The sequence below is a fragment of the Pseudomonas sp. R84 genome (assembly GCF_009834515.1).
In the GTDB taxonomy this organism is placed as follows: Bacteria; Pseudomonadota; Gammaproteobacteria; order Pseudomonadales; family Pseudomonadaceae; genus Aquipseudomonas.
Genome location: NZ_CP019426.1, coordinates 5,655,991 through 5,681,587, shown reverse-complemented (window position 1 = coordinate 5,681,587; position 25,597 = coordinate 5,655,991). Strand labels below are relative to the sequence as shown.

Sequence of the window (25,597 nt, the reverse complement as noted above, 5' to 3'; positions counted from 1 at the left end):
ATGAGTGAACGAATCCTCTCCTTGGCCAGCCTTACCGTGCTGGAGTTATCGCCACCGCAAATGGTCGAAGTCGCTGCGCGGGCCGGTTACAGTCATGTCGGACTGCGTCTGGAACCGGCGACGCCCGAGGAGCATCATTTCCCGTTGATCGCTGATGCTGAATTGCGCCGTCAGACTTTGCAGCGCCTGCGCGATACCGGCATCCGTGTGCTCGACGTGGAAATCCTGCGTTTGAAACCGCAGACCGTCGTCGCCGATTTCGAGAAACATCTGACAGTGGGCGCGGAATTTGGCGCCACGGAATTACTCATCGCCGGTAATGATCCTGACGAGCAACGACTCACCGACAACTTCGCCGCCCTTTGCGATCTGGCCGCGCCTTACGGCTTGCACCCGCATCTGGAGTTCATGCCCTGGACCGATGCGCGCAACCTCGAACAAGCGCTGCGAATTGTCGGAAACGCTGATCGGGAAAACGCTGCGGTGCTGGTTGATGCATTCCACTTTGATCGTTCGGCTTCACGGCTTGAGGATCTGCAAACAGTGTCGCCGTCGAGGCTGCGCTATGCACAATTATGTGATGTGGCGGGGCCGAGACCGTCAGATATGGCCGAAATCTTGCGTCAGGCGCGCAACGAGCGGCGGTTTCCCGGCGAGGGTGATTGTGATCTGCTCGGGTTGTTGAAAGCGCTGCCGACTAATATTCCACTGAGTCTGGAAATTCCCACTGTGAAACTGCTCGAGCAGGGCGTGAGCGGATTACGGCGGGCGCAGATGGCGATTGATAAAACTCGAGCGTTGTTGGCGCGCCTGTAAGCGGTGCTGCGCACCTATCGCGGGCAAGCCCGCTCCCACAGGGGGAGGCGAGACTGCCTGCGAAGCTCTTGATCTTTTATGGCTCCACAAGGAAATCCAATGACCGTCAGCACCCCGCTCTCCGGAGTCAACCAACCCTTCAAGGGGATCTTGCTGATTGTCGTGGCAACCTTCCTGTTTTCCAGTCACGACGCGTTGTCGAAATACCTGTCCGGTTTCTATCCGATCGTGATGGTGGTCTGGGCGCGTTATCTGGTGCACACACTGCTGATGGCGGGGATTTTTCTGCCGCAATCCGGGTTGCGCGTTTTGCGCACGAAGAAGCCGTTATGGCAGTTGACCCGAGCACTTTGCCTACTCGGTACTAGCCTGTTTTTCACAACGGCCCTGCTGTATATCCCGCTGGCGGAAGCCACGGCGGTGAACTTTCTCGCACCGGTATTGGTGACAGCCTTGTCCGTGCCGCTGCTCAAAGAGCGGGTGACGCGCGGGCAATGGATCGCGGTGATTTGCGGCTTTATCGGCGTTTTGATCATCGTCCACCCGGGTGGTGAACTGTTCACCCCAGCGGTATTGCTGCCATTCTGTTCGGCGCTGTTTTTCTGCTTCTATCAGTTGCTGACGCGCAAGCTTGCTGAAGTTGACAGCCCGACCACCAGTAACTTTTTCGCCGGGCTGTGTAACACGCTGGTGATGAGTGCGCTGGTGCCGTTCTTCTGGCAGGTTCCGACGTTGACCCACGCCGGGCTGATGCTGGCGCTGGGCAGTTGCGGGATGACCGCGCATTTGTTTCTCACCCAGGCATTCCGCCATGCCGCTCCGGCGCTGCTGGCGCCGTTCGGTTATTGCCAGATCGTGTTTGCGGGGTTGTTGGGCTGGTTGCTGTTCAATCACACGCCGAGTCTGTTGACGATCATAGGCATCGCGGTGATCTGTTGCAGCGGACTGGCGGCAGCGTGGCAGCAGAGCCGCCGCTGAGTAGGTTACGCAAAACCTTGTAGGAGTGAGCCTGCTCGCGATGGCGGTGTGTCAGTCGATGAAGTTATTGACTGACACTAAGCCATCGCGAGCAGGCTCACTCCTACAGGTAGCGTTGTGTAGGCAGGTTATTCGGTGACGGTCGGGATTTTGCGCGGGGCCATGAAGTACATCCACGTCAGCGCGATGAAGTACATCGCCGGAATCAGCGTGAACAACACGGTGTAGTTGTTGTTGGTGACGGTGAGGATGTGACCGACAATCTGGGTCATGAACATCCCGCCAATCGCCGCGCACATGCCGCCGAAACCAAACACCGTGCTCATCATGTGTTTGGGCGTGTAGTCCATCACCAGGCTCCAGATGTTCGCCGTCCAGGCCTGGTGTGCACCGATAGCCAGGGAGATAGCAGCTACTGCAACCCACAGATTGGCAGAGCCAGCCGCCATGACCACACCGATGATGCAGCAGGCGAACAGGAACATCGACAGCAGCCGCGCCTTGATCGAGTTCATCCCGCGACCGATCAGGAACGAAGACAGAATGCCGCCACCGACACTGCCGAAGTCAGCCGTGACGTAGATGATGATCAGCGGGATACCCATTTGGGTCACGTTGATGCCCAGGTTGTATTGCTGATTGAGAAACGGCGGCAGCCAGTACAGGTAGAACCAGAACACCGGCGCGGTCAGCGAGTAGGCGAGGGCGAAGGCCCAGGTACCACGCATGCGCAGGATTTTCGAGAACGGTACGCGGGCCTGCTCTGGTTCGACTTCTTGCTGGATGTAGTCCAGTTCGGACTGTTTGACGCTCGGATGATCTTCCGGGTTGAAGTACTTCAAACCCCAGAACAGCAGCCAGATCCCGCCGAGTGCCGACATGCACAGGAACGCCGCTTGCCAGCCCCAGACGTGCAGCACCAGTGGCAGCAGCATCGGCGTGAACATCGCACCGACGTTGGTGCCGGCGTTGAAGATGCCGGTGGCAACCGCACGTTCGCCGGCCGGGAACCACAGGCGCGTGGTTTTCACGCAGGCCGGGTAGTTCGCCGCTTCAGTCAGACCGAGAATAAACCGGCAGACCATAAAGCCAACGGCTGACGTTGCCAGACCGTGGGCACCGGTGGCCAGGCTCCACAGCAGCACGGCGCAGAAGAACACGCGCTTGACGCCGACCCGGTCGATCAAGCGACCTTGCAGGACGAAACCGATCGCGTAGCCGACCTGAAACCAGAAGTTGATGTTGGCGTAATCCATCGCCGTCCAGCTCATTTCCTTGGCGAGGATTGGCTGCATGACGCCGAGGGCGGCGCGGTCGATGTAGTTCAGGGTCGTGGCGAAAAACACCAGCGCCAGCATGCCCCAACGGGTCTTGCCGACAGCCATGGCGCCGCGGATCTTGTCGCCGATGCCACCTGAGGCAGTGCTCATGGCCGGGGCCATGCGGGAAGTCTGTGAAGGAATCATGTGTTCCACCCGTTTTTGGATTTGTTATTTGGTGTGCTTTTTTCTGTGCACGCTGCGACCGGTGGTTCAGATCCGGACTCAATGTGCGGTCGATGTTGGGCAGTGGACGAAAAATCGTCAATTCGCCAAACCGCCATTGTGTTCGATAATCGCACGCAAAACTAACCGGGTAGTACACTTTAAATTGCTGCCACGTTCGATGCAGCCAATAATTTCCCTACTATAAAAACCCATCCCATGTAGGAGCTGCCGCAGGCTGCGATCTTTTGATTCTGTTTTCACGAATAAAGATCAAACGATCGCTGCCTTCGGCAGCTCCTACAGTAAAGATAAAGCGGCGCAGTCCGGGAGTTGAAACATGCAGCGTTCCATTGCCACCGTTTCCTTGAGCGGCACCCTGCCGGAAAAACTCGAAGCCATCGCCGCCGCCGGGTTCGACGGGGTGGAGATTTTCGAAAACGACCTCCTGTACTACGACGGCAGTCCGCGGGAAATTAAACAGATGTGCGCTGATCTCGGCATCGCCATCACTCTGTTTCAGCCGTTCCGCGATTTCGAAGGCTGCCGCCGCGATCGCCTGGCGCGCAATCTTGAGCGCGCCGAACGCAAGTTCGACCTGATGCAGGAACTGGGCACCGATCTGGTGCTGGTCTGCAGCAATGCCTCGGCCGACAGCGTCGGCGACCAACAAATTCTGGTCGATGACCTGCGACTGCTGGCCGAGCATGCCGGTGCGCGCGGCTTGCGCATTGGTTACGAAGCGCTGGCGTGGGGCCGTCACGTCAACACGTATCAACAGGTCTGGGACATCGTGCGCCAAGCCGATCACCCGAGCCTCGGCGTGTTGCTCGACAGCTTCCATACGCTGTCGTTGAAGGGCGATCCGCGCCCTATCGCCGACATTCCCGGCGACAAGATCTTCTTCGTGCAGATGGCCGACGCGCCGATTCTGGCCATGGACGTTCTTGAGTGGAGCCGGCACTTCCGCTGCTTCCCCGGCCAGGGCGAGTTCGATCTGCCGGGGTTCCTCGCGCCGATCATCCAGAGTGGTTACACCGGACCGCTGTCGCTGGAAATCTTCAATGACGGCTTCCGCGCCGCGCCGCCACGGGCCAATGCCGCCGACGGTTTGCGTTCGCTGCTGTATCTGGAAGAGAAGACTCGCCAGCGTCTGGAGCAGGAAGCCCAGCCTGTGGCCAATCGCGAAATCCTTTTCGAAACACCGAAGGCCAGCGAGTACAACGGCATCGAGTTTCTTGAATTCGCCGTGGATGAAAGCCTCGGCGCCAAGCTGTCGAACTGGCTGGAGCGCCTCGGTTTCGTCAAGGCCGGGCAGCACCGCTCCAAGAGCGTGAGCCTGCTGCGTCAGGGCGACATCAACCTGATCCTCAACTCCGAACCGTATTCGTTTGCTCACAGCTTTTTCGAGGCCCACGGCCCATCGCTGTGCGCCACCGCCGTGCGGGTCAAGGACAGCGCCAGTGCCTTGGCCCGCGCCGTCGCTTACAAAGGTCAGCCCTATCGTGGACTGGTCGGCCCCAATGAACTGGAGCTGGCAGCGGTGCGCGCGCCGGACGGCAGCCTGATTTATCTGGTGGATGAACAGGCCGATGTCTACGGCACCGATTTCAATCTGCTGGCAGATGCGCCGGCACGCGGCGGTCTCAAGCGTATCGATCACATGGCCATGGCACTGCCGGCCGACAGCCTCGACAGTTGGGTGCTGTTCTACAAGAGCCTGCTGGATTTCGAAGCGGACGACGAAGTGGTGCTGCCCGATCCGTATGGACTGGTGAAAAGTCGCGCACTGCGCAGTCGCGACAGTTCGATCCGCTTGCCGTTGAACATCTCCGAGAACCGCAACACCGCGATCTCCCACGCGCTGTCGAGTTATCGCGGCTCTGGAGTGCACCACATCGCCTTCGATTGTGACGATATCTTCGCCGAAGTCAGTCGCGCCAAAGAGGCCGGCGTACCGTTGCTGGATATTCCGCTCAACTATTACGATGACCTTGCTGCGCGCTTCGATTTCGACGACGAATTCCTCAGCGAACTGGCCTATTACAACGTCTTGTACGACCGTGATGCCCAGGGCGGTGAACTGTTCCACGTCTACACCGAACCGTTCGAAGGGCGCTTCTTCTTCGAGATCATCCAGCGCAAGAACGGCTATGCCGGTTACGGCGCAGCGAACGTCGCGGTGCGTCTGGCGGCGATGGCCAAATCACGCAGTGGTGCGGTGCGCCAGGCGAAGTTGTAGGAAATTCGTAAACGCGGGATTAAACACGGGCCGCGCGGCTTCCTTCACTGTGCTGCGCAGCCCATAATCGCCGCCTGTGCAGTGATGGCCGTGAGCCCGCAATGACGATGAATTCAGAACTTTCCGCAGCGACCGAAGTATCCGCCGTGGAGCCGCGCAAGAGTCGCAAGAACAACCCGGAAAAGACCCGCGAGAACATCTTGCAAGAGGCGATCGTCGAGTTCGTCCAGCAAGGCTTGTCCGGCGCTCGCGTGGACGCGATCGCCGAGCGTATTCACACCTCCAAACGCATGATCTATTACTACTTCGGTAGCAAGGAGCAGTTGTACGTCGAGGTACTGGAGAAGCTTTACGGCGATATTCGCAGCACCGAAAACCGCCTGCACCTGGCCGAGTTGGCGCCGGTGGAGGCGATTCGCCGATTGGTCGAGTTCACCTTCGATCACCACGACCGCAATGTCGATTTCGTGCGCATCGTCAGCATTGAAAATATCCACAACGCCGAATACGTGAAGCGTTCCGATGCGATCAAGGCAATGAACAACACCATCCTCGATTCGCTCGGTGAGATTCTGCGTCGTGGCGCTGATGAAGGTGTATTCCGCGCCGGGCTCGACGCGCTGGATGTGCATTTGCTGATCAGTTCGTTCTGCTTCTATCGCGTATCGAACCGGCACACGTTTGGCGAGATTTTTCAGATTGATCTGCCGGATGAAAGTATCAAGCAGCGTCATCGCGAGATGATTTGCGAATCGGTGCTGCGCTACCTGCAGGCCTGACACCGTCCCTGTGGGAGCGAGCCTGCTCGCGAAAGCGGTGTGTCAGTCAACAGATGTATTGGCTGGCCGTACGCCTTCGCGAGCAGGCTCGCTCCCACAGGTTTTTAGCCATTCATGCTTTGAAAGTGCGCGAGCATGCGCTGCGCATCCGGCACCACGCCGCTGAACAGTTCAAACGCCTTCACTGCCTGAAACACCGCCATATTGCCGCCATCCAGCGTCCGGCAACCCAGCGCGCGAGCATTGCGCAGCAGTTCGGTTTCCAGCGGGAAGTACACAATCTCCGCCACCCACAATTCCTTGCGCAGCAGCTCGACTGGTACCGGCATGCCCGGCAGTTTGGCCATGCCCATTGGCGTAGTGTTGACCAGACCGTTAGCCAGATTCAGCGAGCTCGGCAGATCCCGACCGGCCACTGCACGACCAAAGCCAAAATGCTGATTGAGATTGTTCGCTAGGCTCTCGGCGCGCTCACTGTCGACATCGAAAATGCTCAGTTGCTGTACGCCTTCGCTCAACAATGCGTGGGCCACTGCCGCGCCTGCTCCACCGGCACCCATCTGGACTACACGCTCGCGGGCGGCGTCTTTCAGACCTCGGCGAAAACCTTCGGCGAAACCGAGGCAGTCCGTGTTGTGACCGACACGTTTGCCGTCCTTCAGCACTACCGTGTTCACCGCGCCGATGCCTTTGGCTTCCGGCGACAGTTCATCGAGCAGCGGGATGATCGCCTGCTTGCACGGGAAAGTGATGTTCAGCCCGGTGTAGTTCATCCGCTCGGCCGCCAGCAGCAGGTCGGGAAGGGCAGTGCTGTCCATGTTCAGTTGATCGAGATCGATCAATCGGTATAGATAACGCAGGCCTTGGGCATCGCCTTCATGCTCATGCAGCGCTGGTGTGCGCGAGGCCTGAATGCCGGCGCCAATCAGCCCGGCGAGTATTACGTTAGAGCGAGACATGCGATTTACCCCTTCAACCGCTGGCTGAAATGTTCCAGCGCCAGGCGATAGCCATGACTGCCAAACCCGGCCATCACCGCCGTGGCAATCGCCGAGACAAACGAGTGATGACGAAACGGCTCGCGGGCGTGGACGTTGGACAGGTGCACTTCGATCACCGGCAGTTCGCTGGCCACCAGCGCATCGCGAATCGCTACCGAGGTGTGCGTCCACGCCGCCGGATTGATCACGATCCCGGCGCAACGGCCGCGGGCAGCGTGAATCCAGTCGAGCAGTTCGCCTTCGTGATTGGTCTGGCGAAACTCCACGGCCAGGCCGAACTCTTCTGCCGCGCGACCGCATAACGCCGAGATATCCGCCAGGGTTTCGTGACCGTAAGTGGCCGGCTCGCGAGTGCCGAGCAGGTTCAGGTTCGGGCCATTGAGCACCAGAACGATAGGGGGCATGAGGGGTAACTCCACTTATTGTTTTTGGCTTTGGCCGAGGATTTCAGCCTGTGGAGATAAAATGTACTAGATGGTTACCATGGTCAATTGAACAAAAATGGACGTGGCGTTTTATGTTCGGTGATCGCACAGAAGCGATATTGATCGAGATATGACGACAGCTTTGCTTACGTTTTTCACTGGAGATTGTCCGGCTCATGACCTGTTGCGACGCTAGCCTGAAAAGCGGTGAAACGTCATGTGCCGATCACCAGTCGTCGGATTTGAAAGGAATCTTGAATCCTGAAACTTATTAACCTAACGGATGGGTTAGCATGAAGGTGTGCAGCTACAAAGGATTGTCGATTGTCATCATGTTGCGAGATGAGCATTGCCCCCCGCACGTTCACGTGAATGCAGGTAGCTGGAGCGCCCGATTACAGTTCAGTTTCTGGCACAACGATATTGAGCTTTGGGATGTCATGCCGCTTTCTCGTCGACCACCGTTAACCGTGCTGGAAGGCTTGTGTCGATCTCTTGAGCAGCCTGCTCATCTGCGACGAGCACGCGGGATCTGGTGGTCAAGATTGCAAACTGTCTGTCTCGACAATCAATTGTGGGACAGCCATTCAAACGAAGTGCTGGGGATGAAACTCGTCACTGACAAGACACACAGAGTGGGATCGGCGCGTTATCTGCCAGAAGAGGGCAAAACTCTTCTGACATTGATAGGCGCATTGGAAGGAGTGGAAATCGATTTATGAAAGTCATCAAGGCTAAGCCATCCACACATCGTCCCCTGACGAAGGAGATGATCGACGCCGCCATCCTGCAAGGGGAGGCACGCCGAGCGAGTAGCTTGCAGGCTGTCTCCGTAACCTTTGAAGAATCATCTCTGGTCATCCGTTTTGAGGATGGCAGTGGTGTGTTGCTTCCGGTGAGCCAGTATCCAGAGTTTGACGGGTTTGATGCAGGCGATTACGAGGGGCTGACAGTCGGATTCGCAGGCACTGCGCTTTGCCATGAGGGCAAAGACCTTGACGTTTCCATTGCCGGGATGATTTCAGCGAGCCCGTCACTCATGAAGATGGCTGCGTCGGTGGTTGCATCGCGTAACGGTCGTCAAAGCAGTGCTGCAAAGTCCGAAGCTGCTCGAGCGAATGGCAAAAAGGGCGGGCGACCACGCAAGGCCGATCCCGCTTTGTAAAAACCACAAAAAAGCCGTCAATCACGACGGCTTTCTCGTATCAGCTTCCCGCAATCAACGCCGGGTCAGCAACACACCCGATTCCATGTGATGCGTCCACGGGAACTGGTCAAACAACGCGCACTGGGTAATACGGTGCGTGTCGTGCAACTGGGCGATGTTCGCCGCCAGGGTTTCCGGGTTGCAGGAGATGTACAGGATGTTGTCGAAGCGCCGGGTCAGCTCGCAGGTGTCCGGGTCCATGCCGGCACGCGGCGGGTCGACGAAGACGCTGCCGAACTCGTAGCTCTTCAGGTCGATGCCTTGCAGGCGACGGAACGGGCGCACTTCGTTGAGCGCTTCGGTCAGTTCTTCGGCGGACAAACGTACCAGAGTGACATTATCCACAGCGTTTTCGCTGAGGTTGCTCAATGCAGCGTTGACCGAGGTCTTGCTGATTTCGGTGGCCAGCACTTTGCGCACGCGAGTGGCGAGCGGCAGGGTGAAGTTGCCGTTGCCGCAGTACAGCTCCAGCAGATCGTCGTTGCGATCGCCTAGCGCTTCGTACGCCCAGTTGAGCATCTTCTGGTTCACCGTGCCGTTAGGCTGGGTGAACGCGCCTTCCGGCTGGCGATAGCTGAACGTGCGACCGCCGACGTCGAGTTTCTCGACCACGTAATCGAGGCCAAGCACTTCGCGTTTGCCCTTCGAGCGACCGATGATGCTGACGCCGAGATCCGCCGCCAGTTTCGTCGCCGCCGCGTGCCAGTGCTCGTCCAGCGGACGGTGGTAGCACAGGGTGATCATCGCATCGCCGGACAGCGTGGTCAGGAACTCCACCTGAAACAGTTTGTGGCTCAGCGCCGAACTGGCCTGCCATGCCGCTTTCAACTGCGGCATCAACTGATTGATGCGCAGGCTGGCAATCGGGAATTCTTCGATCAGAATCGGCGTGCGTTTGTCATCCTGAGCAAACATTGCGTAATGCCGATCGCCGCCTTCGCGCCACAGGCGGAACTCGGCGCGCAGACGGAAGTTCTGCAGCGGCGAGTCGAACACCGTCGGCTCAGGTGCATCGAACGGTGCCAGCAGATCACGCAAACGCGTGACCTTGGCTTCTAGTTGCTCGGCGTAAGCCTGGGAATCGAAAGTCATGCGTTGAACCAACCCAACTTGATCACAAACAGAATCGACAGAATCACCAGCGCCGGGTTCAGCTCACGGGCACGGCCCGACAGCAGCTTGATCACGGTCCAGGCGATGAAACCGAAGGCGATGCCGTTGGCGATCGAGTAAGTGAATGGCATGGCCAGTGCGGTCACGACAACTGGCGCGGCAACGGTGATGTCGTCCCAGTCTATTTCGGCCAGACCGGAAGTCATCAACACGGCGACGAACAGCAGCGCTGGTGCAGTGGCGAAGGCCGGAACGCTGGCCGCCAGTGGCGAAAAGAACAGCGCCAGCAGGAACAGAATCGCCACGACGATGGCCGTCAGACCGGTACGGCCGCCAGCACTCACGCCAGCAGCGGACTCGATGTAACTGGTGGTGGTCGAAGTGCCCAGCAGCGAGCCGGCCATGGCCGCGGTGCTGTCGGCGATCAGTGCGCGGCCCATTTTCGGCATATGGCCGTCCTTGCCCATCAGGCCGGCGCGCTTGGCAACGCCGATCAGGGTGCCGGAGTTGTCAAACAGGTCGACGAACAGGAAGGCGAAAATCACGCTGACCAGTCCGATGTCCAGTGCGCCTTTGATGTCCAGTTGCATAAAGGTCGGTGCCAGCGAAGGTGGCATCGAGGTCACGCCGTTGAACGGGGTGAAGCCCATCGCGATGGAAATGATGGTCACCGCCAGAATGCCGATCAGTACTGCACCGCGCACTTTCAGCGCTTCGAGGGCAACGATCAGGGCAAAGCCAAGGGTGGCGAGGATCGGTGCCGGGGCTTTCAAGTCACCGAGGCCGACCATGGTCGCCGGGTTGCTGACCACGATGCCGGCGTTGTGCAGGGCGATCAGTGCCAGGAACAGGCCGATACCGGCAGCAATCGCCGAGCGCAGTGGCAGTGGAATACTGTTGATGATCCATTCACGGATACGGAAGATCGACAACAGGAAGAAGCACACGGCGGAAATGAACACGGCACCCAGTGCGACTTGCCAGGTGTGGCCCATGTGCAAGACCACGGTGTAGGTGAAGAAGGCATTCAGGCCCATGCCCGGAGCGAGGGCAATCGGGTAGTTGGCGATCAGGCCCATGATCGTCGAACCGATCGCGGCGGCCAGACAGGTAGCGACGAACACTGCGCCCTTGTCCATGCCGGTCTCACCGAGAATGCTCGGATTGACGAACAGAATGTAGGCCATGGCCAGGAACGTCGTGATGCCCGCGAGAATCTCGGTGCGCACGTTGGTGTTGTGTGCCTTGAGTTGAAACAGCCTTTCCAGCATGTCTGCTCCCCGTGGCGCGCGTGGCGCCGTGAATGTATCGACCTCAACAGCAAAGCACAGACCGTCGCAAGCGCCTGAAAAATTGTGGTGGGCCGGAAAAAGCCGCGCATCATACCAGCAGCGTGAGGAATATGGCGGTTGTTGGTGTCGATCGTCGGCGAAGTTTTGCGTTGAAGCCAACTGCGCCATACTGCGCGCTGATTTTTTCGGGGCGGGAAGCGCATGAGCAGTTGCTGGATAAAGGTTTTTGGTTTGATTGCCGCGTTGATGGCCGGGATGTCGACAGCCTGGGCCGCATCGGCGCCACCGTTGACACAAGTGAAAGTCATCAAAGTGCAATCGCCGGCCTGCGGCCTTGAAGACATCGGCGATGGGCAGACGCACACCCAATGCAATCACAACGGGCCGAGCATCAAAGTCTATGTACTGGAAGTCGGATACGGCCAGAGCCAGCCGCATGCCAAGCTGGACGGGTTCGAGGTGAACGGCACCCGAGCACGGGTCTGTGCCTTTGATAATGGAAACCTGACCGAATGCAGTCCGGGCCGTAGCACCGTCGGTTATCTTTACACCTTCGATCTGGCGGGCAAACAGGAAGGCACCTTCACCTTCAGCAACACCTCGATCAACGCGCCACGCAACACGATGTCGACCCAGCTTTACATCAAGTAACGGCTGTTGCAGCGCGATCCGGGTGAAGCTGACTACGCTTCAAGTATCACCCAGCGGATAGCGCCCATGACCTTTAGAGCCCTGATTACCCTCGCCGAGGGCATCGATGATCTGCAAAGCGTGACCCTGATCGACGTGTTGCGCCGCGCCGGCATCGAAGTGGTCGCCGCCAGTATTGAAGGACGACGCATGCTCACCTGCGCGCGTGGTACACGACTGACCGCCGACGGCGTGCTGGTCGATGTGCTGGCGCAAACTTTTGACCTGATCGTCCTGCCCGGCGGCGCCGTCGGCGCACAACACCTGGCGGCGCATCAACCGCTGCAACAACTGCTCAAGGATCAATCCAGCGCCGGACGCCTGTTCGCCGCCATTGCCGAATCCCCGGCCGTCGCCCTGCAAGCCTTCGGCGTGCTGCGCCAGCGTCGCATGACCTGCCTGCCCGGCGCCAGCCATCAACTCTCGGGTTGTACGTTTGTTGATCAACCGGTGCTGGTCGACGGCAACTGCATCACCGCGCAAGGCTCCAGCGCTGCACTGGAGTTTGCCTTGACGCTGGTCGAGCAACTCGGCGGCAAGGCCTTGCGGGTGAAAGTGGCGGGGGAGTTGTAGTGGCTGGAGGTGTCAGGCGTGGACAGCGATCAGTTCGATAACCGGTTGCTCCCGATGCTCCGCTTGCCACAGATCATAGTCGGTTTGTACGCCTAGCCACACGCGCGCCTTGCCAATGCCAGCACGCTCAAGACGTACAGCCAGATCCGGGCTGATTGGCGCATGTCCGTGTAATACACGTGAAAGATGCGGGCGTGCGAAGCCCAAGTGTCGGGCCAATTCGGTCACGCTGATGCCAAGCTCGGGCAAGACATCCATCAGCAGTGTTTCACCGGGGTGTGGCGGGTTGTGCATGGGCATGAGCCTGCCTCCTGTCAGTGGTAGTCCAGATAATCGACCAATTCGATGTCCGAACCGACAAAACGAAAGATCACTCGCCAGTTGCCTGAAACGCTCAGCGACCAGTACTCCGTCAGCTCACCTTTCAATGGATGCAGGCGCCAGCCCGGAAGATCCAAGTCTGCGGGAATCGTAGCGCGATCCATGAACTGCAGCATGCGCGACAGCCGTTTTGCGTGGTCGGCACGAATCCCGCGAGTCGAACCTGTTTCATAGAAGCCGCGAAGGCCTTTGTGCTGAAAGGATTTGATCATGGGCTCGAGTGTAAGGCGATACATTACACTCAGTGCGGTAACTATGTACCGCACATTTTCAGTTGTCTTGTGCTTTGGAGGTTGTCAGACCTTCACCTCTTCCACTGGCACATGCATCCGATCGCGGTAAGCCAGTGTCGGAAACAACTTGATCCACGTCCCCGTCACTACCAGCGTGCCGATTCCGCCCATCACCACCGCCGGCACCGTGCCGAACCAGTGGGCGGTGACGCCGGATTCGAATTCGCCCAACTGATTTGAAGCACCGATGAACAGCCCGTTCACCGCGCTGACCCGGCCGCGCATTTCGTCCGGGGTTTCCAGTTGTACGAAAGACGCGCGGATGACCATGCTGATCATGTCCGCCGCGCCAAGTACCACCAGCACCGCCAGCGAGAACCAGAACGAGGTCGACAGGCCAAAGGCGATGGTCGCGACGCCGAATACGCCCACCGCTGTGAACATCACCCGGCCGACATTGCGCTCCACGGCAAATCGCGCAAGGAACAGCGACATCCCCAGTGCGCCGACCGCCGGTGCCGAACGCAGCAGGCCGAGGCCCCACGGCCCGGTCAGCAGAATGTCCTTGGCGAACACCGGCAGCAACGCCGTAGCGCCACCGAGCAACACCGCAAACAGATCCAGCGAAATCGCCCCGAGAATGTCCGGGCGGCTGCGAATGAAGCGAATCCCCGCCAGCAACGAATCCAGCGTGGCTTTGCCTTTGTTCAACGGCGTTTGCCGCGCGGGCAGGTTGAGCATCAGTGTGCAGGCGATCACATAAAGCAGCACTGTCGGGCCGTATACCCAGACGCTACCGAACGCGTAGAGCAAACCGCCCAGCGCTGGAGCGACGATTGTCGCCGACTGCTGCGCCGACTGTGCCGCCGCCACTGCCCGGGGGAACAGCGCGCTGGGCACGATGCTCGGCAGCAGTGCCTGAGTGGTCGGCATCTCGAACGAACGCGCTGCGCCGAGCAGGAAGGCGAGGATGAAGATCATCTCGCGCGTCACGTGATCGGTGGCGCTGCCGATGGCCAGCGCCAGAGCGATCAACGCCTGCAACGACTGGCAGATCGCCGCGACTCTACGCCGGTCGTAGCGATCAGCGACATGCCCGGTGTGCAGCATGAACAGCACGCGCGGGGCGAATTCGACCAGACCGACCAGACCCAGATCGAGGACGTTGCCGGTCAATTGGTAGAGGTTCCAGCCAATCGCCACGGTGAGCATCTGGAAACCGCTGGCGGTAAAAATCCGCGCGAACCAGAAAGCGAGAAACGGACGGTGATGACGTAACAGCAGGGGCTCTTGGCTGGGCATCTGAAGGCAGGTCTGGCTCGAGGGGAATGCCGAGGTTATCACCAGTCTGTAACAGGAAGTTGCTATGACAAAAAATTTAGTTAGCCAGACATCGATTTCCGCAAGCTTGCCGCAGGAAATGTCTGGCAGAGCATCGCGGCTGCAATGAGGCAACTTGTCACGCGGCAAACGACCACGCAGTTCATCGTCAAAAATGGGACTACTCTTTCAACGTTGCTTGATCCAGATCAAGACCCACAAGGAATTGATCCGGTGGCCAGTTGGCCAGACTCCCTGCGTTGCGATGGTTGTTTAAAAAGAACGAATCAGAATTCGCCGCACTCCATATCCGTGGGGGCAGTGGGTGCAGGCCTCCGGGTCCGCAGCCGGTATTACCTGACAGAGGAAGCCATATGTTCGGTTTAGAGGCACTAGATCTCGCCCGAATTCAGTTCGCGTTCACCATCTCGTTCCACATCCTGTTCCCGGCCATCACCATTGGCCTGGCGAGTTACCTCGCGGTACTCGAAGGTCTGTGGCTGAAAACCCGCAACGACACTTACCGTGACCTTTACCATTTCTGGTCGAAGATCTTTGCCGTCAACTTCGGCATGGGCGTGGTCTCGGGGCTGGTCATGGCCTACCAGTTCGGCACCAACTGGAGCCGCTTCTCGGACTTCGCCGGCGCCGTCACCGGGCCGTTGCTGACCTATGAAGTGCTCACGGCGTTCTTCCTCGAGGCCGGTTTCCTTGGGGTGATGCTGTTTGGCTGGAACAAGGTCGGGCGCGGGCTGCACTTCTTTTCCACCGTCATGGTGGCGATCGGTACGCTGATTTCGACGTTCTGGATTCTCGCCTCCAACAGCTGGATGCAGACCCCGCAGGGCTTCGAGATTGTTAACGGGCAAGTCATCCCCACCGACTGGCTGGCGATCATCTTCAACCCTTCGTTCCCCTATCGCCTGATGCACATGGCGACGGCAGCGTTTGTCGCCACGGCATTCTTCGTCGGCTCCTCGGCGGCCTGGCATTTGCTGCGCGGCAAGGACAACCCGGCGATCCGCACCATGCTGTCGATGGCAATGTGGATGGCGCTGATCGTCGCGCCGATCCAGGCAGTCATCGGCGACTTCCACGGCCTGAATACGCTCAAGCACCAACCGGCAAAAATTGCCGCGATCGAAGGTCACTGGGAAAACCACGGTGACGAAGCGACGCCGCTGATCCTGTTCGGCTGGCCGGATATGAAAGAAGAGAAAACCAAATACGCCGTGGAGATTCCGTACCTCGGCAGCCTGATCCTCACTCACTCGCTGCACAAGCAGGTCCCGGCGCTCAAGGAATTTCCGCCAGAAGACCGGCCGAATTCGACCATCGTGTTCTGGTCGTTCCGGGTCATGGTCGGCCTCGGTTTCCTGATGATCTTCACCGGTCTGTGGAGCCTGTGGCTGCGTAAGCGCGACACGCTCTACACCTCGCGGCCGTTCTTGTATCTGGCCTTGTGGATGGGGCCGTCCGGTCTGATTGCGATTCTCGCCGGCTGGTTCACCACTGAAATCGGCCGTCAGCCGTGGGTGGTCTACGGGTTGATGCGCACCGCCGATGCCTCCTCCAACCACAGCTTCATGCAGATGAGCATCACCCTGATCATGTTTGTGGTGGTGTATTTCGCGCTGTTCGGCGCAGGTCTCGGCTACATGATGCGTCTGGTGCGCAAAGGTCCGAAGATCAGCGAAGGCGCCGAAACGCCGCAAGGTGGTCCAGGCAAGCCGCGCACACCGGCGCGTCCGTTGTCCGCGGCCGACGATTCGGCCGATGCCGATCACGACGACACCACCCGCCTGACCAAGGAGATTTGAGCCATGGGTATTGATCTTCCGCTGATCTGGGCCGTGATCATCATCTTCGGCATCATGATGTACGTGGTCATGGACGGCTTCGACCTGGGGATCGGGATTCTTTTCCCGTTCATCCCCGGTAAAGTCGACCGTGACGTGATGATGAACACCGTCGCCCCGGTCTGGGACGGCAACGAAACCTGGCTGGTACTGGGCGGCGCGGCGTTGTTTGGCGCGTTCCCGCTGGCCTATTCGGTAGTGTTGTCGGCGCTGTACTTGCCGCTGATCTTTATGTTGATCGGTTTGATCTTCCGCGGCGTAGCCTTCGAGTTCCGCTTCAAGGCCAAGGATGACAAGCGTCATCTCTGGGACAAGGCGTTCATCGGCGGCTCGGTGGCGGCGACGTTCTTCCAGGGCGTGGCGCTGGGCGCATTCATCGATGGCTTGCCGGTGGTCAATCGGCAGTTCGCCGGTGGATCACTGGACTGGCTGACGCCGTTCACAATGTTCTGCGGCGCCGCGCTGGTGGTCGCCTATGCCTTGCTCGGCTGTACCTGGCTGATAATGAAAACCGAAGGCAAGCTCCAGGAACAGATGCATGACCTGGCACGGCCATTGGCTTTCGTACTGCTGGCCGTGATCGGTATTGTCAGTATCTGGACGCCGCTGGCTCATCCGGATATTGCCACCCGCTGGTTCAGCATGCCCAACCTGTTCTGGTTCATGCCGGTGCCGATTCTGGTGCTGGTGACCATGTACGGTCTGATCCGCGCCGTGGCGCGCAATGCCAACTACATGCCGTTCCTGTTGACCCTTGTGCTGATCTTCCTCGGCTACAGCGGTCTGGGTATCAGCCTGTGGCCGAACATCGTGCCGCCGTCGATCTCGATCTGGGACGCCGCCGCACCGCCGCAAAGTCAGGGCTTCATGCTGGTGGGCACGCTGTTCATCATCCCGTTCATCCTGGGTTACACCTTCTGGAGCTACTACGTGTTCCGCGGCAAGGTTACCCACGAAGACGGCTATCACTAAGCAAAAACCTGTGGGAGCGAGCCTGCTCGCGATGGCGTCGGCGATGGCGCCATCAATCTTGAAGAGGTTTGAAGAAAATGACTGGAAAACATTCCCTGCACGACATTGAACAAGCCGAAAAAAAACCGCTGTGGCAGCGGCTCGGCTGGTTGGCTCTGATCTGGGTCGGTAGTGTTGGCGTGCTGTTTATCGCCGCCAGCCTGATGCGCATGTTCATGAATGCCGCAGGTCTGACCACCCACTGAATCATCCCCGTCCCGGCGCCTTCGGGTACGGCTTTGCAACCCTCCTTGCGGAGGGTTTTTTTGCCTGTCGGTTTACTTGCGGGCCTTGAGAATCACGAATTTCGGCGTGGCGGCCACTTGCTCAACGCCGCGGAACAGCCGTGCCAGTTTGCTGTGGTAACCCAAATGACGGTTGCCGACAATGTACAGCGCGCCGCCCACCACCAACGCTTCGCGCGCCTGCTGGAACATGCGCCAGGCGAGGAAGTCGCCAACCACCTGCTGCTGATGGAACGGCGGGTTGCACAGCACCACATCCAATGATTGCGGCTCCTGCCCGGCCAGTCCATCGCCGGCCCGCACGATCACCTCACGATCACCCAGCGCTGCGCGCCAGTTCTCGGCAGCCGATTGCACCGCCATGAACGACTCGTCGACCAGCGTGTAATGCGCTTCGGGATTTTGCAGCGCACTCGCGATAGCCAGAACCCCGTTGCCACAGCCCAGGTCAGCGACTTGGGCGCTACCAAGATTTTTCGGCAGATGCGGGAGGAAGGCGCGCGTGCCGATGTCCAGGCCTTCGCGGCAGAACACATTGGCGTGGTTAAGCAATTCGATCGACGGCTCGTCGAGGCGATACCGCGAAGGGTAGGGCGAGACGGCGGGGGCTTTCGCTTCAGGTGTGGCGATCAACAGCCGGGCCTTCTTTACCGCCAGAGAGGCTTGTACCGGACCGATGTAGCGCTCAAGCAAGTCACCGGCAGCGCGTGGCAGGTGTTTGACCATGGCCGCTGCGATCACTTCGGCGCCGGGCGCGAGCTGACCTTGCAAGCGGATCAGTTGTTCTTCCAGTAGCGCGAGGGTTTTCGGTACGCGGATCAGCACGCGGTCGAATGGTCCGACTAATGGCTCGCTGGCAGGAATCCCGCGAATGGCGTCGAACGCCTGGTCATTGCGCAGCAGGTTTTTCTCCAGCCCCTGAAACCCCAGAAACGAGTCGCCGCTGCTGCTGACCTTGACCTTGCCGAGCAGGCTGGCCGCCAGCGCACCGAAGCTGTCGTTGAGCACCAATACGCGCGTGTCGGCCGTCGGTTGCTGCGCAGCCAGATGGTTGAGCAGGTATTCGTCGGCGGCATCGAAGGCTTGCAGCGGTTCGTTCTGCTGTTCTGGCTGGCGGATCAGATCGAGTTGGGCGAAGGGCGTATCAAGCAAAGGCATGGGGCGGGGACTCAGGGTAATCAACGGGGCGTTCCGCAGCCCTGACAGTGTGCGGCGGAACCGACTGAGTGTAAGGCAACGCAGAATGTTCGCGTCATCACTCAGGAGGGCCACAAATGGTACGTTTTTTTCTTTGTTATTACCCGCAAGTTTTGTAAAGGAGGGTAGACCAATCGACTAGATGATGCCGGCTCTGGCGGCCGCAATGACCGCGGAAATCTTGTTGCAGACGTTGAGCTTCTCGATCACGTTTTGCACGTGGTAGTTCACCGTGCGTTCGCTCAGGCTAAGGATCATCGAAATCTCAAAAGCCGTTTTGCCGTCAGCAGACAAACGTAGAACCTCAAGTTCTCGTGGCGACAGTTGCGGTTGGCGGGGCTTGAGCGCCTGAGGCGGCAGGGTTCTGGCGAAGAGTTCGCTCAAGTGACTGGCGGCATAGAACATATAACCAAAATGTTCATACAGCTCCAGAGGGCTTATTGAACAATGCTTTCGCGCCAGACTGATGATGCTGCATAGACCACTGGGTTCATGATGAAAGGACTGTGACCAGCCATATTGCAGCCCGTGCTGCTTCAAACCCTGCCACAGCTGCAGAGTCTCAGCAAAAACCGACTCGCCCCAGACAATGGGTGTCATTGAGTGATTGCAGTGTGCTATCAGAGGATCGACTTTGCTGTAGTTTCTTTTCTCATATTGTGAGTTCCATTCTTCAGGGTAGTTATTGATTTGCAAGGTTTTAAGAGGCGTATCCCGATGGAGTGAAACAACCGAAACGGCACAAAAATTGAATCCCAGGTTTTCGGCGAACCTCAACAGAATCGGATAGGCTGCATCTATTCCCTTGGCAAACGTCAGTTGTTTTAACTGTGACTCCTTCCACGTTTCCATCTTTTAACACTCAATTGACGTTGCGGGGGCGCGGAATGGATCCAAAAGACCCGGCACGCAAAGGAGTGTAGGACGTTTCCCACGCCGAGCTTTAAATTTTTTCGGTATTGGACAGGATCATCGGTAAATAAATAGTTCTTAGCGCTCACGGGCGTTACATGTATGTCGCCATATAAAGTTAATGCTCTAATTTTATGGGTTCTACTATTTAAATAGTTGGCAATATCACGTGATCTGCATGCTTAATACCCTTATAAGTCATCGGTATATCGGACAGCCAATTTGCGCGACACTGTCGGCAATCGTTCAATGGAGTACCCCATGACCGCCAGCGCAGAGAAACCCACCACGCAGACGTTGCTCGAAGTACACCCTTTGACCCCCAACCTTTTCACCTTGCGCACCAGCCGTGATGCAGGTTTCCGTTTCCGCGCCGGGCAGTTCGCTCGGCTGGGTGTGGCCAAAGCTGATGGCAGCGTCGTGTGGCGTGCCTATTCGATGGTGTCGTCGCCTTTTGACGACTTTCTGGAGTTCTTTTCCATTGTGGTGCCGAGCGGGGAGTTCACCAGTGAGTTGAGCCGGCTGCAGGTCGGTGACAAACTGCTGGTGGATCGCCAGGCATTCGGCTATTTGACCCTTGATCGCTTCGTCGACGGGCGCGACCTATGGCTGTTGTCCACAGGCACCGGGGTGGCGCCGTTTCTATCGATTCTGCAGGACTTCGAAGTCTGGGAAAAATTCGAGCGCATCATTCTGGTGTACAGCGTGCGCGAGGCGCGGGAGCTGGCCTATCAGGATTTGATTGCCGGGCTCAGGCAGCGCGACTACCTCAGCGAACATGCCCACAAATTGCAGTTCATCGCGACGGTGACACGTGAAACACATCCCGGGGCGTTGAACGGGCGCATTACCAGCCTGATCGAAAGCGGGGAGCTGGAGCGCGCAGCGGGCGTGGAACTGTCGGCGGAACATTCGCGGGTCATGCTGTGCGGCAATCCGCAGATGATCGATGACACTCGCGCGTTGCTGAAAAAACGCCACATGAGCCTCAGCCTCACCCGCCGGCCTGGCCAGGTGGCGGTGGAAAACTACTGGTAAACAAACGGCGCCTCGAAGGCGCCGTTGTTTCTATCGTGCAAGGTTCAGGGCCGGGTGTTCTGGGCCTTGAGCAGGTCGCGGATCTCGCCCAGCAACTCTTCTTCCTTGGTCGGAACCGGTGGCAGCGTAGGGGCCACGGCTTCTTCGCGCTTGAGGCGGTTGATGGCTTTGACACCCATGAAGATGGCGAAAGCGACGATCACGAAGTCCAGAATGGTCTGTAGAAATTTGCCGTAGGCTAGCACTACCGCCGGCGCAGCGCCCTCGGCGGCCTTGAGCGTGACGGCCAGATCACTGAAGTCCACCCCACCGATCAGCAGGCCGATTGGCGGCATGATGACGTCACCGACAAACGACGAAACAATCTTGCCGAACGCGGCCCCGATGATGATACCGACGGCCATGTCGACCACATTGCCTTTGACCGCGAAGGCCTTGAACTCACTTAGCACGCCCATAGTTATTTCCTTGTTACAGATGAGTTTGGTGTACGCAGTGTAAATCAGCAAAACGCGTCCTGCGCGAAACACCTTCTTACAATGCCCGTTTTTATCGACACATCAATCGACGATTAGTTTGCAAAGTGCCATCAATCGCGCGCGAAATATCCCGTAAATCGCTGATCGGGAAGCCAATTTTCTCAATCGTGGCGTTACGTTCTTTCTATTTATGTTCGACGTCGCAGGCCTCTAGCCTTGGGTTGGCGCATCTGGATGCGCCCCAAAATAACCAGAGGATCCTGATATGAACTCCGCACTTGGACTGGGGGCTTTTCCCCGTCGCCGCACCTTCGGTGTACTCACCGCCAGTCTGTTGACCTTCTCCGTCAACGCCGCTCCGCTGACCCGCGATAACGGCGCCGCCGTCGGCGACAATCAGAACTCGCAGACCGCCGGCGCCAACGGCCCGGTGCTGCTGCAGGACGTGCAACTGATTCAGAAGCTGCAACGCTTCGATCGCGAGCGCATTCCCGAGCGCGTGGTTCACGCACGCGGCACCGGTGCCCATGGCACCTTCACGGTGACCAACGACCTCAGCGACCTGAGCAAGGCCAAAGTATTCGCCGCCGGCCAGAGCACGCCGGTATTCGTGCGCTTCTCTGCCGTGGTGCACGGCAATCACTCGCCGGAAACCCTGCGTGATCCACGCGGGTTCGCAACCAAGTTCTATACGGCCGATGGTAACTGGGACCTGGTCGGCAACAATTTCCCGACGTTTTTTATTCGCGACGCAATCAAGTTTCCCGACATGGTGCATGCGTTTAAACCGGACCCACGGACTAACCTTGATGATGACTCGCGTCGATTCGACTTCTTCTCCCATGTACCGGAAGCCACCCGTACGCTGACCGAGTTGTATTCGAACTCGGGAACTCCTGCCAGTTATCGAGAGATGGATGGCAATGGCGTACATGCTTACAAGTTGATCAATGCCAAGGGCGAAGTTCATTACGTAAAGTTCCACTGGAAGAGCTTGCAGGGGCTAAATAATCTGACGCCAAAGCAAGTCGCTAACGTTCAGGGGCAAGACTACAGTCATATGACCAATGACTTGGTGAGCAATATCAATAAAGGCAACTTCCCAAAATGGGACTTGTACATTCAAGTGCTGAAACCACAAGATTTGTCCAAGTTTGATTTTGATCCATTGGATGCCACCAAGATCTGGCCGGGTATTCCTGAACGCAAAGTTGGACAAATGGTGTTGAACCGTAATCCGGCAAATGTCTTCCAGGAAACCGAGCAAGTGGCCATGGCGCCGGCGAATATTGTTCCGGGTATCGAGCCTTCCGAAGACCGTTTGTTGCAAGGTCGAGTGTTCTCTTATGCCGATACGCAGATGTATCGCCTGGGTGCCAATGCGCTGCAATTGCCGATCAATGCGCCGAAAGTTGCCGTGAACAATGGCAATCAGGATGGCGCGATGAACTTCGGCGTCAGCAACAGCGGCGTGAACTATCAGCCGAGCCGACTGCAACCCCGTGACGAGACGCCAAGTGCGCGTTATAGCCAGTCGGCGCTGTCGGGCAGCACGCAGCAGGCGAAGATTCAGCGTGAGCAGAACTTCAAGCAGGCCGGCGATCTGTATCGCTCGTTCAGCCAGCAAGAGCGCAAGGATCTGATCGACAGCTTCGGCGGCTCGCTGGCGACTACCGATGACGAGAGCAAGCACATCATCTTGTCCTTCCTTTATAAGGCCGACCCGGAATACGGGACCGGTGTGACCAAAGTGGCCAAGGGCGACCTGAGCCGGGTGAAGGCGTTGGCGGCCAAACTGGTCGACTGATATCGACGCCGTGCAGCGCGGGGCCTGATTCAGGCCCCGTTCTGCTCAAGGAGAGTATTTATGCGTCCCTGTCTCATACTGTTACTCGCCTGCCTGTCCTTTACAGCGCAGGCCGGGCAAAGCCCTGAGGCGATCAAGGCCCAGTTGCAGGATTACTATTTCGATGCCGCCCGGCGCGGTGACGTGCCGATGCTCGACACTTTTATCGAGTCCGGCTATTCCCTCGATACCCGCGACAGCAAAGGCTACACCGCGTTGATTCTCGCGGCTTATCACGGTCAAGCGTCGGCGGTGGAGCGGTTACTCGCTGCCGGCGCCGATGCCTGTGCGCAAGATCAACGCGGCAATACAGCGCTGATGGGCGCGATCTTCAAGGGCGAATTGCAGATCGCCCGGCGCTTGATGGCCACCAATTGCAGCCCCGATCAGCGCAACGGCGCCGGGCAGACGGCGGCCATGTACGCCGGGTTGTTCAAGCGTCTGGAGTTGCTCGATGCGTTGAAGGCCAAGGGCGCTGACCTGAATGCCGAAGATCCGTTGGGCAATAGCGCCGCGCGTCTGGCCAGCGGAGAAATCCGTAGTGCTGCGCCGCGCTGATAGGCAGCACGTGCGTTATCATCGCGGTTTTTGTCGGGGGTTCTGATGGCCAAGGCCAAGCGCATGTACGGCTGCACCGAGTGCGGCGCAACCTTTCCCAAGTGGGCTGGCCAGTGCGGTGAGTGCGGTGCCTGGAATACCCTGACCGAGACCATGATCGAAAGTGGCGGCGCCACGGCACCGACCGGCCGTACCGGTTGGGCCGGGCAACAGGCGCAGATCAAAACACTGGCCGAAGTCAGCATCGAAGAGATTCCGCGTTTCTCCACCGCGTCCGGTGAACTGGACCGGGTCCTCGGTGGCGGTCTGGTCGACGGTTCGGTGGTGTTGATCGGCGGCGATCCAGGCATCGGCAAATCGACGATTCTGCTACAGACCCTGTGCAACCTCGCCAAAAGCATGCCGGCGCTCTACGTCACCGGCGAAGAATCCCAGCAACAAGTGGCCATGCGCGCGCGCCGCCTCGGCTTGCCGCAGGACCAACTGCGGGTGATGACCGAAACCTGCATCGAAACCATCATCGCTACCGCCCGTCAGGAAAAGCCCAAGGTGATGGTGATCGACTCGATCCAGACGATCTTCACCGAACAACTGCAATCGGCGCCCGGCGGCGTCTCCCAGGTGCGTGAGAGTGCAGCGCTGTTGGTGCGTTATGCCAAGCAGAGCGGCACGGCGATTTTCCTCGTTGGCCACGTGACCAAGGAAGGTGCGCTGGCCGGCCCTCGCGTCTTGGAGCATATGGTCGACACCGTGCTGTATTTCGAAGGTGAGTCCGATGGGCGTTTGCGTTTGCTGCGCGCGGTGAAAAACCGATTTGGTGCGGTCAACGAATTGGGCGTGTTCGGCATGACCGACAAGGGCCTGAAAGAAGTCTCCAACCCGTCGGCGATTTTTCTCACTCGTGCGCAGGAAGAAGTCCCGGGCAGTGTGGTCATGGCGACGTGGGAAGGCACGCGGCCGATGCTGGTGGAAGTGCAGGCCTTGGTCGATGACAGTCATCTGGCCAACCCGCGTCGGGTGACGCTGGGGCTGGATCAGAACCGTTTGGCGATGTTGCTCGCAGTTTTGCATCGCCATGGCGGCATCCCGACTCATGATCAGGATGTGTTCCTCAACGTGGTGGGCGGGGTGAAGGTGCTGGAAACGGCGTCTGACCTGGCGTTGATGGCGGCGGTGATGTCGAGTTTGCGCAATCGACCGTTGCCGCATGATCTGTTGGTGTTCGGCGAGGTGGGCTTGTCCGGTGAAGTGCGCCCGGTGCCGAGCGGGCAGGAGCGATTGAAGGAAGCGGCCAAACATGGCTTCAAGCGAGCTATTGTGCCGAAGGGCAATGCGCCGAAGGAATCCCCTCCGGGTTTGCAGATTATTGCCGTGACCCGCCTCGAACAGGCCCTCGACGCCCTCTTCGAATAAACCACCGACCCCTGTAGGAGTGAGCCTGCTCGCGATAGCGGTACATCAGCCAACTGAAGTGTCGAATGTAAAAACGCTATCGCGAGCAGGCTCACTCCTACATTTGATCTGTGGTGGATTCTAGATTTCGATCAGGGCGCCCAACTCGCGCTCCAGTTCGGCCTCGTCAGCCAGGTTCAGCTCGATCAAGCGCCGCAAGCGCTGGATCGATTCCAGGCTGATATGCCGGCAGACAAACCCAAGCTGGCCGTTTTCCTCATGGGCCAAGTGCACGTCCATCTCGATATCGACGTCATCGCTCAGATGAATGTCGACGAAGAAATCCTTCCCCGAGTCCCCCAGCCACGGCTCCGGCCGCTCGATCAGCAGTCCCTTGAGCGACAGATCAATCAGCTTCACCGGCCAGATGAACTGGCCCTGACTCAGCTCGGTTCTGGCATCGAACGCAATACGTTTGAAACGACGTCGATTGGCGGGGTGTTCGCTCATGGCGCAATCCTCATGA

The 25,597-nt window shown here is 58.5% G+C and carries 28 protein-coding genes; 16 read left to right on the top strand and 12 right to left on the bottom strand.

Annotated features, from left to right (window positions below; translation table 11 throughout):
* Entirely contained in the window at positions 1-816 is an 816-nt protein-coding gene (locus PspR84_RS25135) for a sugar phosphate isomerase/epimerase (RefSeq protein ID WP_160059508.1), read from the top strand.
* Between the two features lie 99 nt (positions 817-915).
* Entirely contained in the window at positions 916-1,794 is an 879-nt protein-coding gene (locus PspR84_RS25130) for a DMT family transporter (RefSeq protein ID WP_007909717.1), read from the top strand.
* A gap of 128 nt (positions 1,795-1,922) precedes the next feature.
* On the opposite strand, the gene PspR84_RS25125 is transcribed toward PspR84_RS25130, so the two are convergent.
* Positions 1,923-3,260 (bottom strand): MFS transporter, encoded by a 1,338-nt coding sequence (locus PspR84_RS25125; RefSeq protein ID WP_150650584.1) that lies wholly within the window; start codon positions 3,258-3,260, stop codon positions 1,923-1,925.
* 358 nt (positions 3,261-3,618) lie between these two features.
* Here PspR84_RS25125 and quiC point away from each other — a divergent pair, with 358 nt between their 5' ends.
* Entirely contained in the window at positions 3,619-5,520 is a 1,902-nt protein-coding gene (gene quiC / locus PspR84_RS25120; RefSeq protein ID WP_160059507.1) for a 3-dehydroshikimate dehydratase QuiC, read from the top strand.
* Positions 5,521-5,621: 101 nt separating this feature from the next.
* Positions 5,622-6,299: a TetR family transcriptional regulator gene (locus tag PspR84_RS25115; RefSeq protein ID WP_160059506.1), complete on the top strand. Its 678-nt coding sequence runs from the start codon at positions 5,622-5,624 to the stop codon at positions 6,297-6,299.
* Between the two features lie 104 nt (positions 6,300-6,403).
* Here the strand turns inward: PspR84_RS25115 and PspR84_RS25110 are convergent, their stop codons facing one another.
* Positions 6,404-7,258, bottom strand: a complete 855-nt coding sequence (locus tag PspR84_RS25110) for a shikimate dehydrogenase (protein ID WP_160059505.1) — start codon at positions 7,256-7,258, stop codon at positions 6,404-6,406.
* Positions 7,259-7,263: 5 nt separating this feature from the next.
* Positions 7,264-7,704, bottom strand: coding sequence for a type II 3-dehydroquinate dehydratase (gene aroQ / locus PspR84_RS25105; protein ID WP_008084592.1), 441 nt, complete (start codon positions 7,702-7,704; stop codon positions 7,264-7,266).
* Positions 7,705-8,018: 314 nt separating this feature from the next.
* Here aroQ and PspR84_RS25100 point away from each other — a divergent pair, with 314 nt between their 5' ends.
* A complete protein-coding gene (locus tag PspR84_RS25100; RefSeq protein ID WP_160059504.1) occupies positions 8,019-8,447 on the top strand; it encodes a DUF4160 domain-containing protein in 429 nt (142 codons plus the stop codon).
* A complete protein-coding gene (locus PspR84_RS25095) occupies positions 8,444-8,890 on the top strand; it encodes a DUF2442 domain-containing protein (RefSeq protein ID WP_160059503.1) in 447 nt (148 codons plus the stop codon). Before PspR84_RS25100 ends, PspR84_RS25095 begins: the two co-directional genes overlap by 4 nt.
* Before the next feature lie 54 nt (positions 8,891-8,944).
* Here the strand turns inward: PspR84_RS25095 and trmA are convergent, their stop codons facing one another.
* Both trmA and PspR84_RS25085 read right to left on the bottom strand, forming a co-directional pair.
* Complete coding sequence (gene trmA, locus PspR84_RS25090; RefSeq protein WP_160059502.1) at positions 8,945-10,024, bottom strand: tRNA (uridine(54)-C5)-methyltransferase TrmA; 1,080 nt, start codon at positions 10,022-10,024, stop codon at positions 8,945-8,947.
* Positions 10,021-11,316 carry an NCS2 family permease gene (locus tag PspR84_RS25085; RefSeq protein WP_007909733.1) on the bottom strand — a complete coding sequence of 432 codons (1,296 nt, stop codon included), beginning with the start codon at positions 11,314-11,316 and terminating at the stop codon, positions 10,021-10,023. Before PspR84_RS25085 ends, trmA begins: the two co-directional genes overlap by 4 nt.
* A 32-nt stretch (positions 11,317-11,348) precedes the next feature.
* Between PspR84_RS25085 and PspR84_RS29740 the strand changes: the two genes are divergently transcribed.
* From PspR84_RS29740 to PspR84_RS25075, 3 genes are all read left to right on the top strand, one after another.
* Positions 11,349-11,675: a hypothetical protein gene (locus tag PspR84_RS29740; protein WP_238785364.1), complete on the top strand. Its 327-nt coding sequence runs from the start codon at positions 11,349-11,351 to the stop codon at positions 11,673-11,675.
* A complete protein-coding gene (locus PspR84_RS25080) occupies positions 11,584-11,988 on the top strand; it encodes a DUF4879 domain-containing protein (RefSeq protein WP_238785353.1) in 405 nt (134 codons plus the stop codon). Before PspR84_RS29740 ends, PspR84_RS25080 begins: the two co-directional genes overlap by 92 nt.
* Before the next feature lie 66 nt (positions 11,989-12,054).
* On the top strand, positions 12,055-12,600 hold the full coding sequence (locus PspR84_RS25075) for a DJ-1 family glyoxalase III (RefSeq protein WP_160059500.1): 546 nt from the start codon (positions 12,055-12,057) through the stop codon (positions 12,598-12,600).
* Between the two features lie 12 nt (positions 12,601-12,612).
* Here the strand turns inward: PspR84_RS25075 and PspR84_RS25070 are convergent, their stop codons facing one another.
* The 3 genes from PspR84_RS25070 to PspR84_RS25060 form a co-directional block, all read right to left on the bottom strand.
* Positions 12,613-12,900 carry a HigA family addiction module antitoxin gene (locus PspR84_RS25070; protein WP_095048728.1) on the bottom strand — a complete coding sequence of 96 codons (288 nt, stop codon included), beginning with the start codon at positions 12,898-12,900 and terminating at the stop codon, positions 12,613-12,615.
* 14 nt (positions 12,901-12,914) lie between these two features.
* Positions 12,915-13,193: a type II toxin-antitoxin system RelE/ParE family toxin gene (locus tag PspR84_RS25065; RefSeq protein ID WP_127929858.1), complete on the bottom strand. Its 279-nt coding sequence runs from the start codon at positions 13,191-13,193 to the stop codon at positions 12,915-12,917.
* An 84-nt stretch (positions 13,194-13,277) separates the two neighbouring features.
* On the bottom strand, positions 13,278-14,516 hold the full coding sequence (locus PspR84_RS25060) for an MFS transporter (protein WP_160059499.1): 1,239 nt from the start codon (positions 14,514-14,516) through the stop codon (positions 13,278-13,280).
* Between the two features lie 392 nt (positions 14,517-14,908).
* Between PspR84_RS25060 and PspR84_RS25055 the strand changes: the two genes are divergently transcribed.
* The 3 genes from PspR84_RS25055 (at position 14,909) to PspR84_RS25045 (ending at position 17,610) form a co-directional block, all read left to right on the top strand.
* The gene (locus PspR84_RS25055) at positions 14,909-16,354 is read left to right on the top strand and encodes a cytochrome ubiquinol oxidase subunit I (RefSeq protein WP_160059498.1); all 1,446 of its coding nucleotides are present in this window, start codon (positions 14,909-14,911) and stop codon (positions 16,352-16,354) included.
* 3 nt (positions 16,355-16,357) lie between these two features.
* Positions 16,358-17,365 (top strand): cytochrome d ubiquinol oxidase subunit II, encoded by a 1,008-nt coding sequence (gene cydB, locus PspR84_RS25050; protein WP_007909749.1) that lies wholly within the window; start codon positions 16,358-16,360, stop codon positions 17,363-17,365.
* A gap of 77 nt (positions 17,366-17,442) precedes the next feature.
* The gene (locus PspR84_RS25045; RefSeq protein ID WP_150706869.1) at positions 17,443-17,610 is read left to right on the top strand and encodes a DUF2474 domain-containing protein; all 168 of its coding nucleotides are present in this window, start codon (positions 17,443-17,445) and stop codon (positions 17,608-17,610) included.
* Between the two features lie 72 nt (positions 17,611-17,682).
* Here the strand turns inward: PspR84_RS25045 and PspR84_RS25040 are convergent, their stop codons facing one another.
* Entirely contained in the window at positions 17,683-18,807 is a 1,125-nt protein-coding gene (locus PspR84_RS25040; protein ID WP_160059497.1) for a class I SAM-dependent methyltransferase, read from the bottom strand.
* 177 nt (positions 18,808-18,984) lie between these two features.
* Positions 18,985-19,698: an autoinducer binding domain-containing protein gene (locus PspR84_RS29525; protein ID WP_174244483.1), complete on the bottom strand. Its 714-nt coding sequence runs from the start codon at positions 19,696-19,698 to the stop codon at positions 18,985-18,987.
* A 321-nt stretch (positions 19,699-20,019) separates the two neighbouring features.
* Between PspR84_RS29525 and PspR84_RS25025 the strand changes: the two genes are divergently transcribed.
* On the top strand, positions 20,020-20,796 hold the full coding sequence (locus PspR84_RS25025) for a ferredoxin--NADP reductase (RefSeq protein WP_160059495.1): 777 nt from the start codon (positions 20,020-20,022) through the stop codon (positions 20,794-20,796).
* 44 nt (positions 20,797-20,840) lie between these two features.
* On the opposite strand, the gene mscL is transcribed toward PspR84_RS25025, so the two are convergent.
* Positions 20,841-21,254 (bottom strand): large-conductance mechanosensitive channel protein MscL, encoded by a 414-nt coding sequence (mscL, locus tag PspR84_RS25020; protein ID WP_034153825.1) that lies wholly within the window; start codon positions 21,252-21,254, stop codon positions 20,841-20,843.
* A gap of 286 nt (positions 21,255-21,540) precedes the next feature.
* Here mscL and katB point away from each other — a divergent pair, with 286 nt between their 5' ends.
* Genes katB through radA form a run of 3 tightly spaced genes read left to right on the top strand, consistent with a single transcriptional unit; the run spans position 21,541 to position 25,092 of the window.
* On the top strand, positions 21,541-23,082 hold the full coding sequence (gene katB / locus PspR84_RS25015) for a catalase KatB (protein WP_160059494.1): 1,542 nt from the start codon (positions 21,541-21,543) through the stop codon (positions 23,080-23,082).
* 60 nt (positions 23,083-23,142) lie between these two features.
* Positions 23,143-23,679 (top strand): ankyrin repeat domain-containing protein, encoded by a 537-nt coding sequence (locus PspR84_RS25010; RefSeq protein WP_160059493.1) that lies wholly within the window; start codon positions 23,143-23,145, stop codon positions 23,677-23,679.
* Between the two features lie 45 nt (positions 23,680-23,724).
* Complete coding sequence (gene radA / locus PspR84_RS25005) at positions 23,725-25,092, top strand: DNA repair protein RadA (RefSeq protein ID WP_007909773.1); 1,368 nt, start codon at positions 23,725-23,727, stop codon at positions 25,090-25,092.
* A gap of 120 nt (positions 25,093-25,212) precedes the next feature.
* On the opposite strand, the gene PspR84_RS25000 is transcribed toward radA, so the two are convergent.
* A complete protein-coding gene (locus PspR84_RS25000; RefSeq protein ID WP_160059492.1) occupies positions 25,213-25,581 on the bottom strand; it encodes a PilZ domain-containing protein in 369 nt (122 codons plus the stop codon).
* Between the last annotated feature and the right edge of the window lie 16 nt (positions 25,582-25,597).

Bases quoted from the DNA above. Each gene is read 5' to 3' on its own strand.
- PspR84_RS25115 (WP_160059506.1), top strand. From the start codon at position 5,622: ATGACGATGAATTCAGAACTTTCCGCAGCGACCGAAGTATCCGCCGTG.
- trmA (WP_160059502.1), bottom strand. From the start codon at position 10,024: ATGACTTTCGATTCCCAGGCTTACGCCGAGCAACTAGAAGCCAAGGTC.
- radA (WP_007909773.1), top strand. From the start codon at position 23,725: ATGGCCAAGGCCAAGCGCATGTACGGCTGCACCGAGTGCGGCGCAACC.
- PspR84_RS25135 (WP_160059508.1), top strand. From the start codon at position 1: ATGAGTGAACGAATCCTCTCCTTGGCCAGCCTTACCGTGCTGGAGTTA.
- aroQ (WP_008084592.1), bottom strand. From the start codon at position 7,704: ATGCCCCCTATCGTTCTGGTGCTCAATGGCCCGAACCTGAACCTGCTC.
- PspR84_RS25095 (WP_160059503.1), top strand. From the start codon at position 8,444: ATGAAAGTCATCAAGGCTAAGCCATCCACACATCGTCCCCTGACGAAG.
- PspR84_RS29740 (WP_238785364.1), top strand. From the start codon at position 11,349: ATGTATCGACCTCAACAGCAAAGCACAGACCGTCGCAAGCGCCTGAAA.
- PspR84_RS25100 (WP_160059504.1), top strand. From the start codon at position 8,019: ATGAAGGTGTGCAGCTACAAAGGATTGTCGATTGTCATCATGTTGCGA.
- PspR84_RS25010 (WP_160059493.1), top strand. From the start codon at position 23,143: ATGCGTCCCTGTCTCATACTGTTACTCGCCTGCCTGTCCTTTACAGCG.
- PspR84_RS29525 (WP_174244483.1), bottom strand. From the start codon at position 19,698: ATGGAAACGTGGAAGGAGTCACAGTTAAAACAACTGACGTTTGCCAAG.
- quiC (WP_160059507.1), top strand. From the start codon at position 3,619: ATGCAGCGTTCCATTGCCACCGTTTCCTTGAGCGGCACCCTGCCGGAA.
- PspR84_RS25055 (WP_160059498.1), top strand. From the start codon at position 14,909: ATGTTCGGTTTAGAGGCACTAGATCTCGCCCGAATTCAGTTCGCGTTC.
- PspR84_RS25080 (WP_238785353.1), top strand. From the start codon at position 11,584: ATGGCCGGGATGTCGACAGCCTGGGCCGCATCGGCGCCACCGTTGACA.
- PspR84_RS25000 (WP_160059492.1), bottom strand. From the start codon at position 25,581: ATGAGCGAACACCCCGCCAATCGACGTCGTTTCAAACGTATTGCGTTC.
- cydB (WP_007909749.1), top strand. From the start codon at position 16,358: ATGGGTATTGATCTTCCGCTGATCTGGGCCGTGATCATCATCTTCGGC.
- PspR84_RS25085 (WP_007909733.1), bottom strand. From the start codon at position 11,316: ATGCTGGAAAGGCTGTTTCAACTCAAGGCACACAACACCAACGTGCGC.
- PspR84_RS25060 (WP_160059499.1), bottom strand. From the start codon at position 14,516: ATGCCCAGCCAAGAGCCCCTGCTGTTACGTCATCACCGTCCGTTTCTC.
- mscL (WP_034153825.1), bottom strand. From the start codon at position 21,254: ATGGGCGTGCTAAGTGAGTTCAAGGCCTTCGCGGTCAAAGGCAATGTG.
- PspR84_RS25110 (WP_160059505.1), bottom strand. From the start codon at position 7,258: ATGTCTCGCTCTAACGTAATACTCGCCGGGCTGATTGGCGCCGGCATT.
- PspR84_RS25075 (WP_160059500.1), top strand. From the start codon at position 12,055: ATGACCTTTAGAGCCCTGATTACCCTCGCCGAGGGCATCGATGATCTG.
- PspR84_RS25025 (WP_160059495.1), top strand. From the start codon at position 20,020: ATGACCGCCAGCGCAGAGAAACCCACCACGCAGACGTTGCTCGAAGTA.
- PspR84_RS25045 (WP_150706869.1), top strand. From the start codon at position 17,443: ATGACTGGAAAACATTCCCTGCACGACATTGAACAAGCCGAAAAAAAA.
- PspR84_RS25125 (WP_150650584.1), bottom strand. From the start codon at position 3,260: ATGATTCCTTCACAGACTTCCCGCATGGCCCCGGCCATGAGCACTGCC.
- PspR84_RS25130 (WP_007909717.1), top strand. From the start codon at position 916: ATGACCGTCAGCACCCCGCTCTCCGGAGTCAACCAACCCTTCAAGGGG.
- PspR84_RS25065 (WP_127929858.1), bottom strand. From the start codon at position 13,193: ATGATCAAATCCTTTCAGCACAAAGGCCTTCGCGGCTTCTATGAAACA.
- PspR84_RS25040 (WP_160059497.1), bottom strand. From the start codon at position 18,807: ATGCCTTTGCTTGATACGCCCTTCGCCCAACTCGATCTGATCCGCCAG.
- katB (WP_160059494.1), top strand. From the start codon at position 21,541: ATGAACTCCGCACTTGGACTGGGGGCTTTTCCCCGTCGCCGCACCTTC.
- PspR84_RS25070 (WP_095048728.1), bottom strand. From the start codon at position 12,900: ATGCCCATGCACAACCCGCCACACCCCGGTGAAACACTGCTGATGGAT.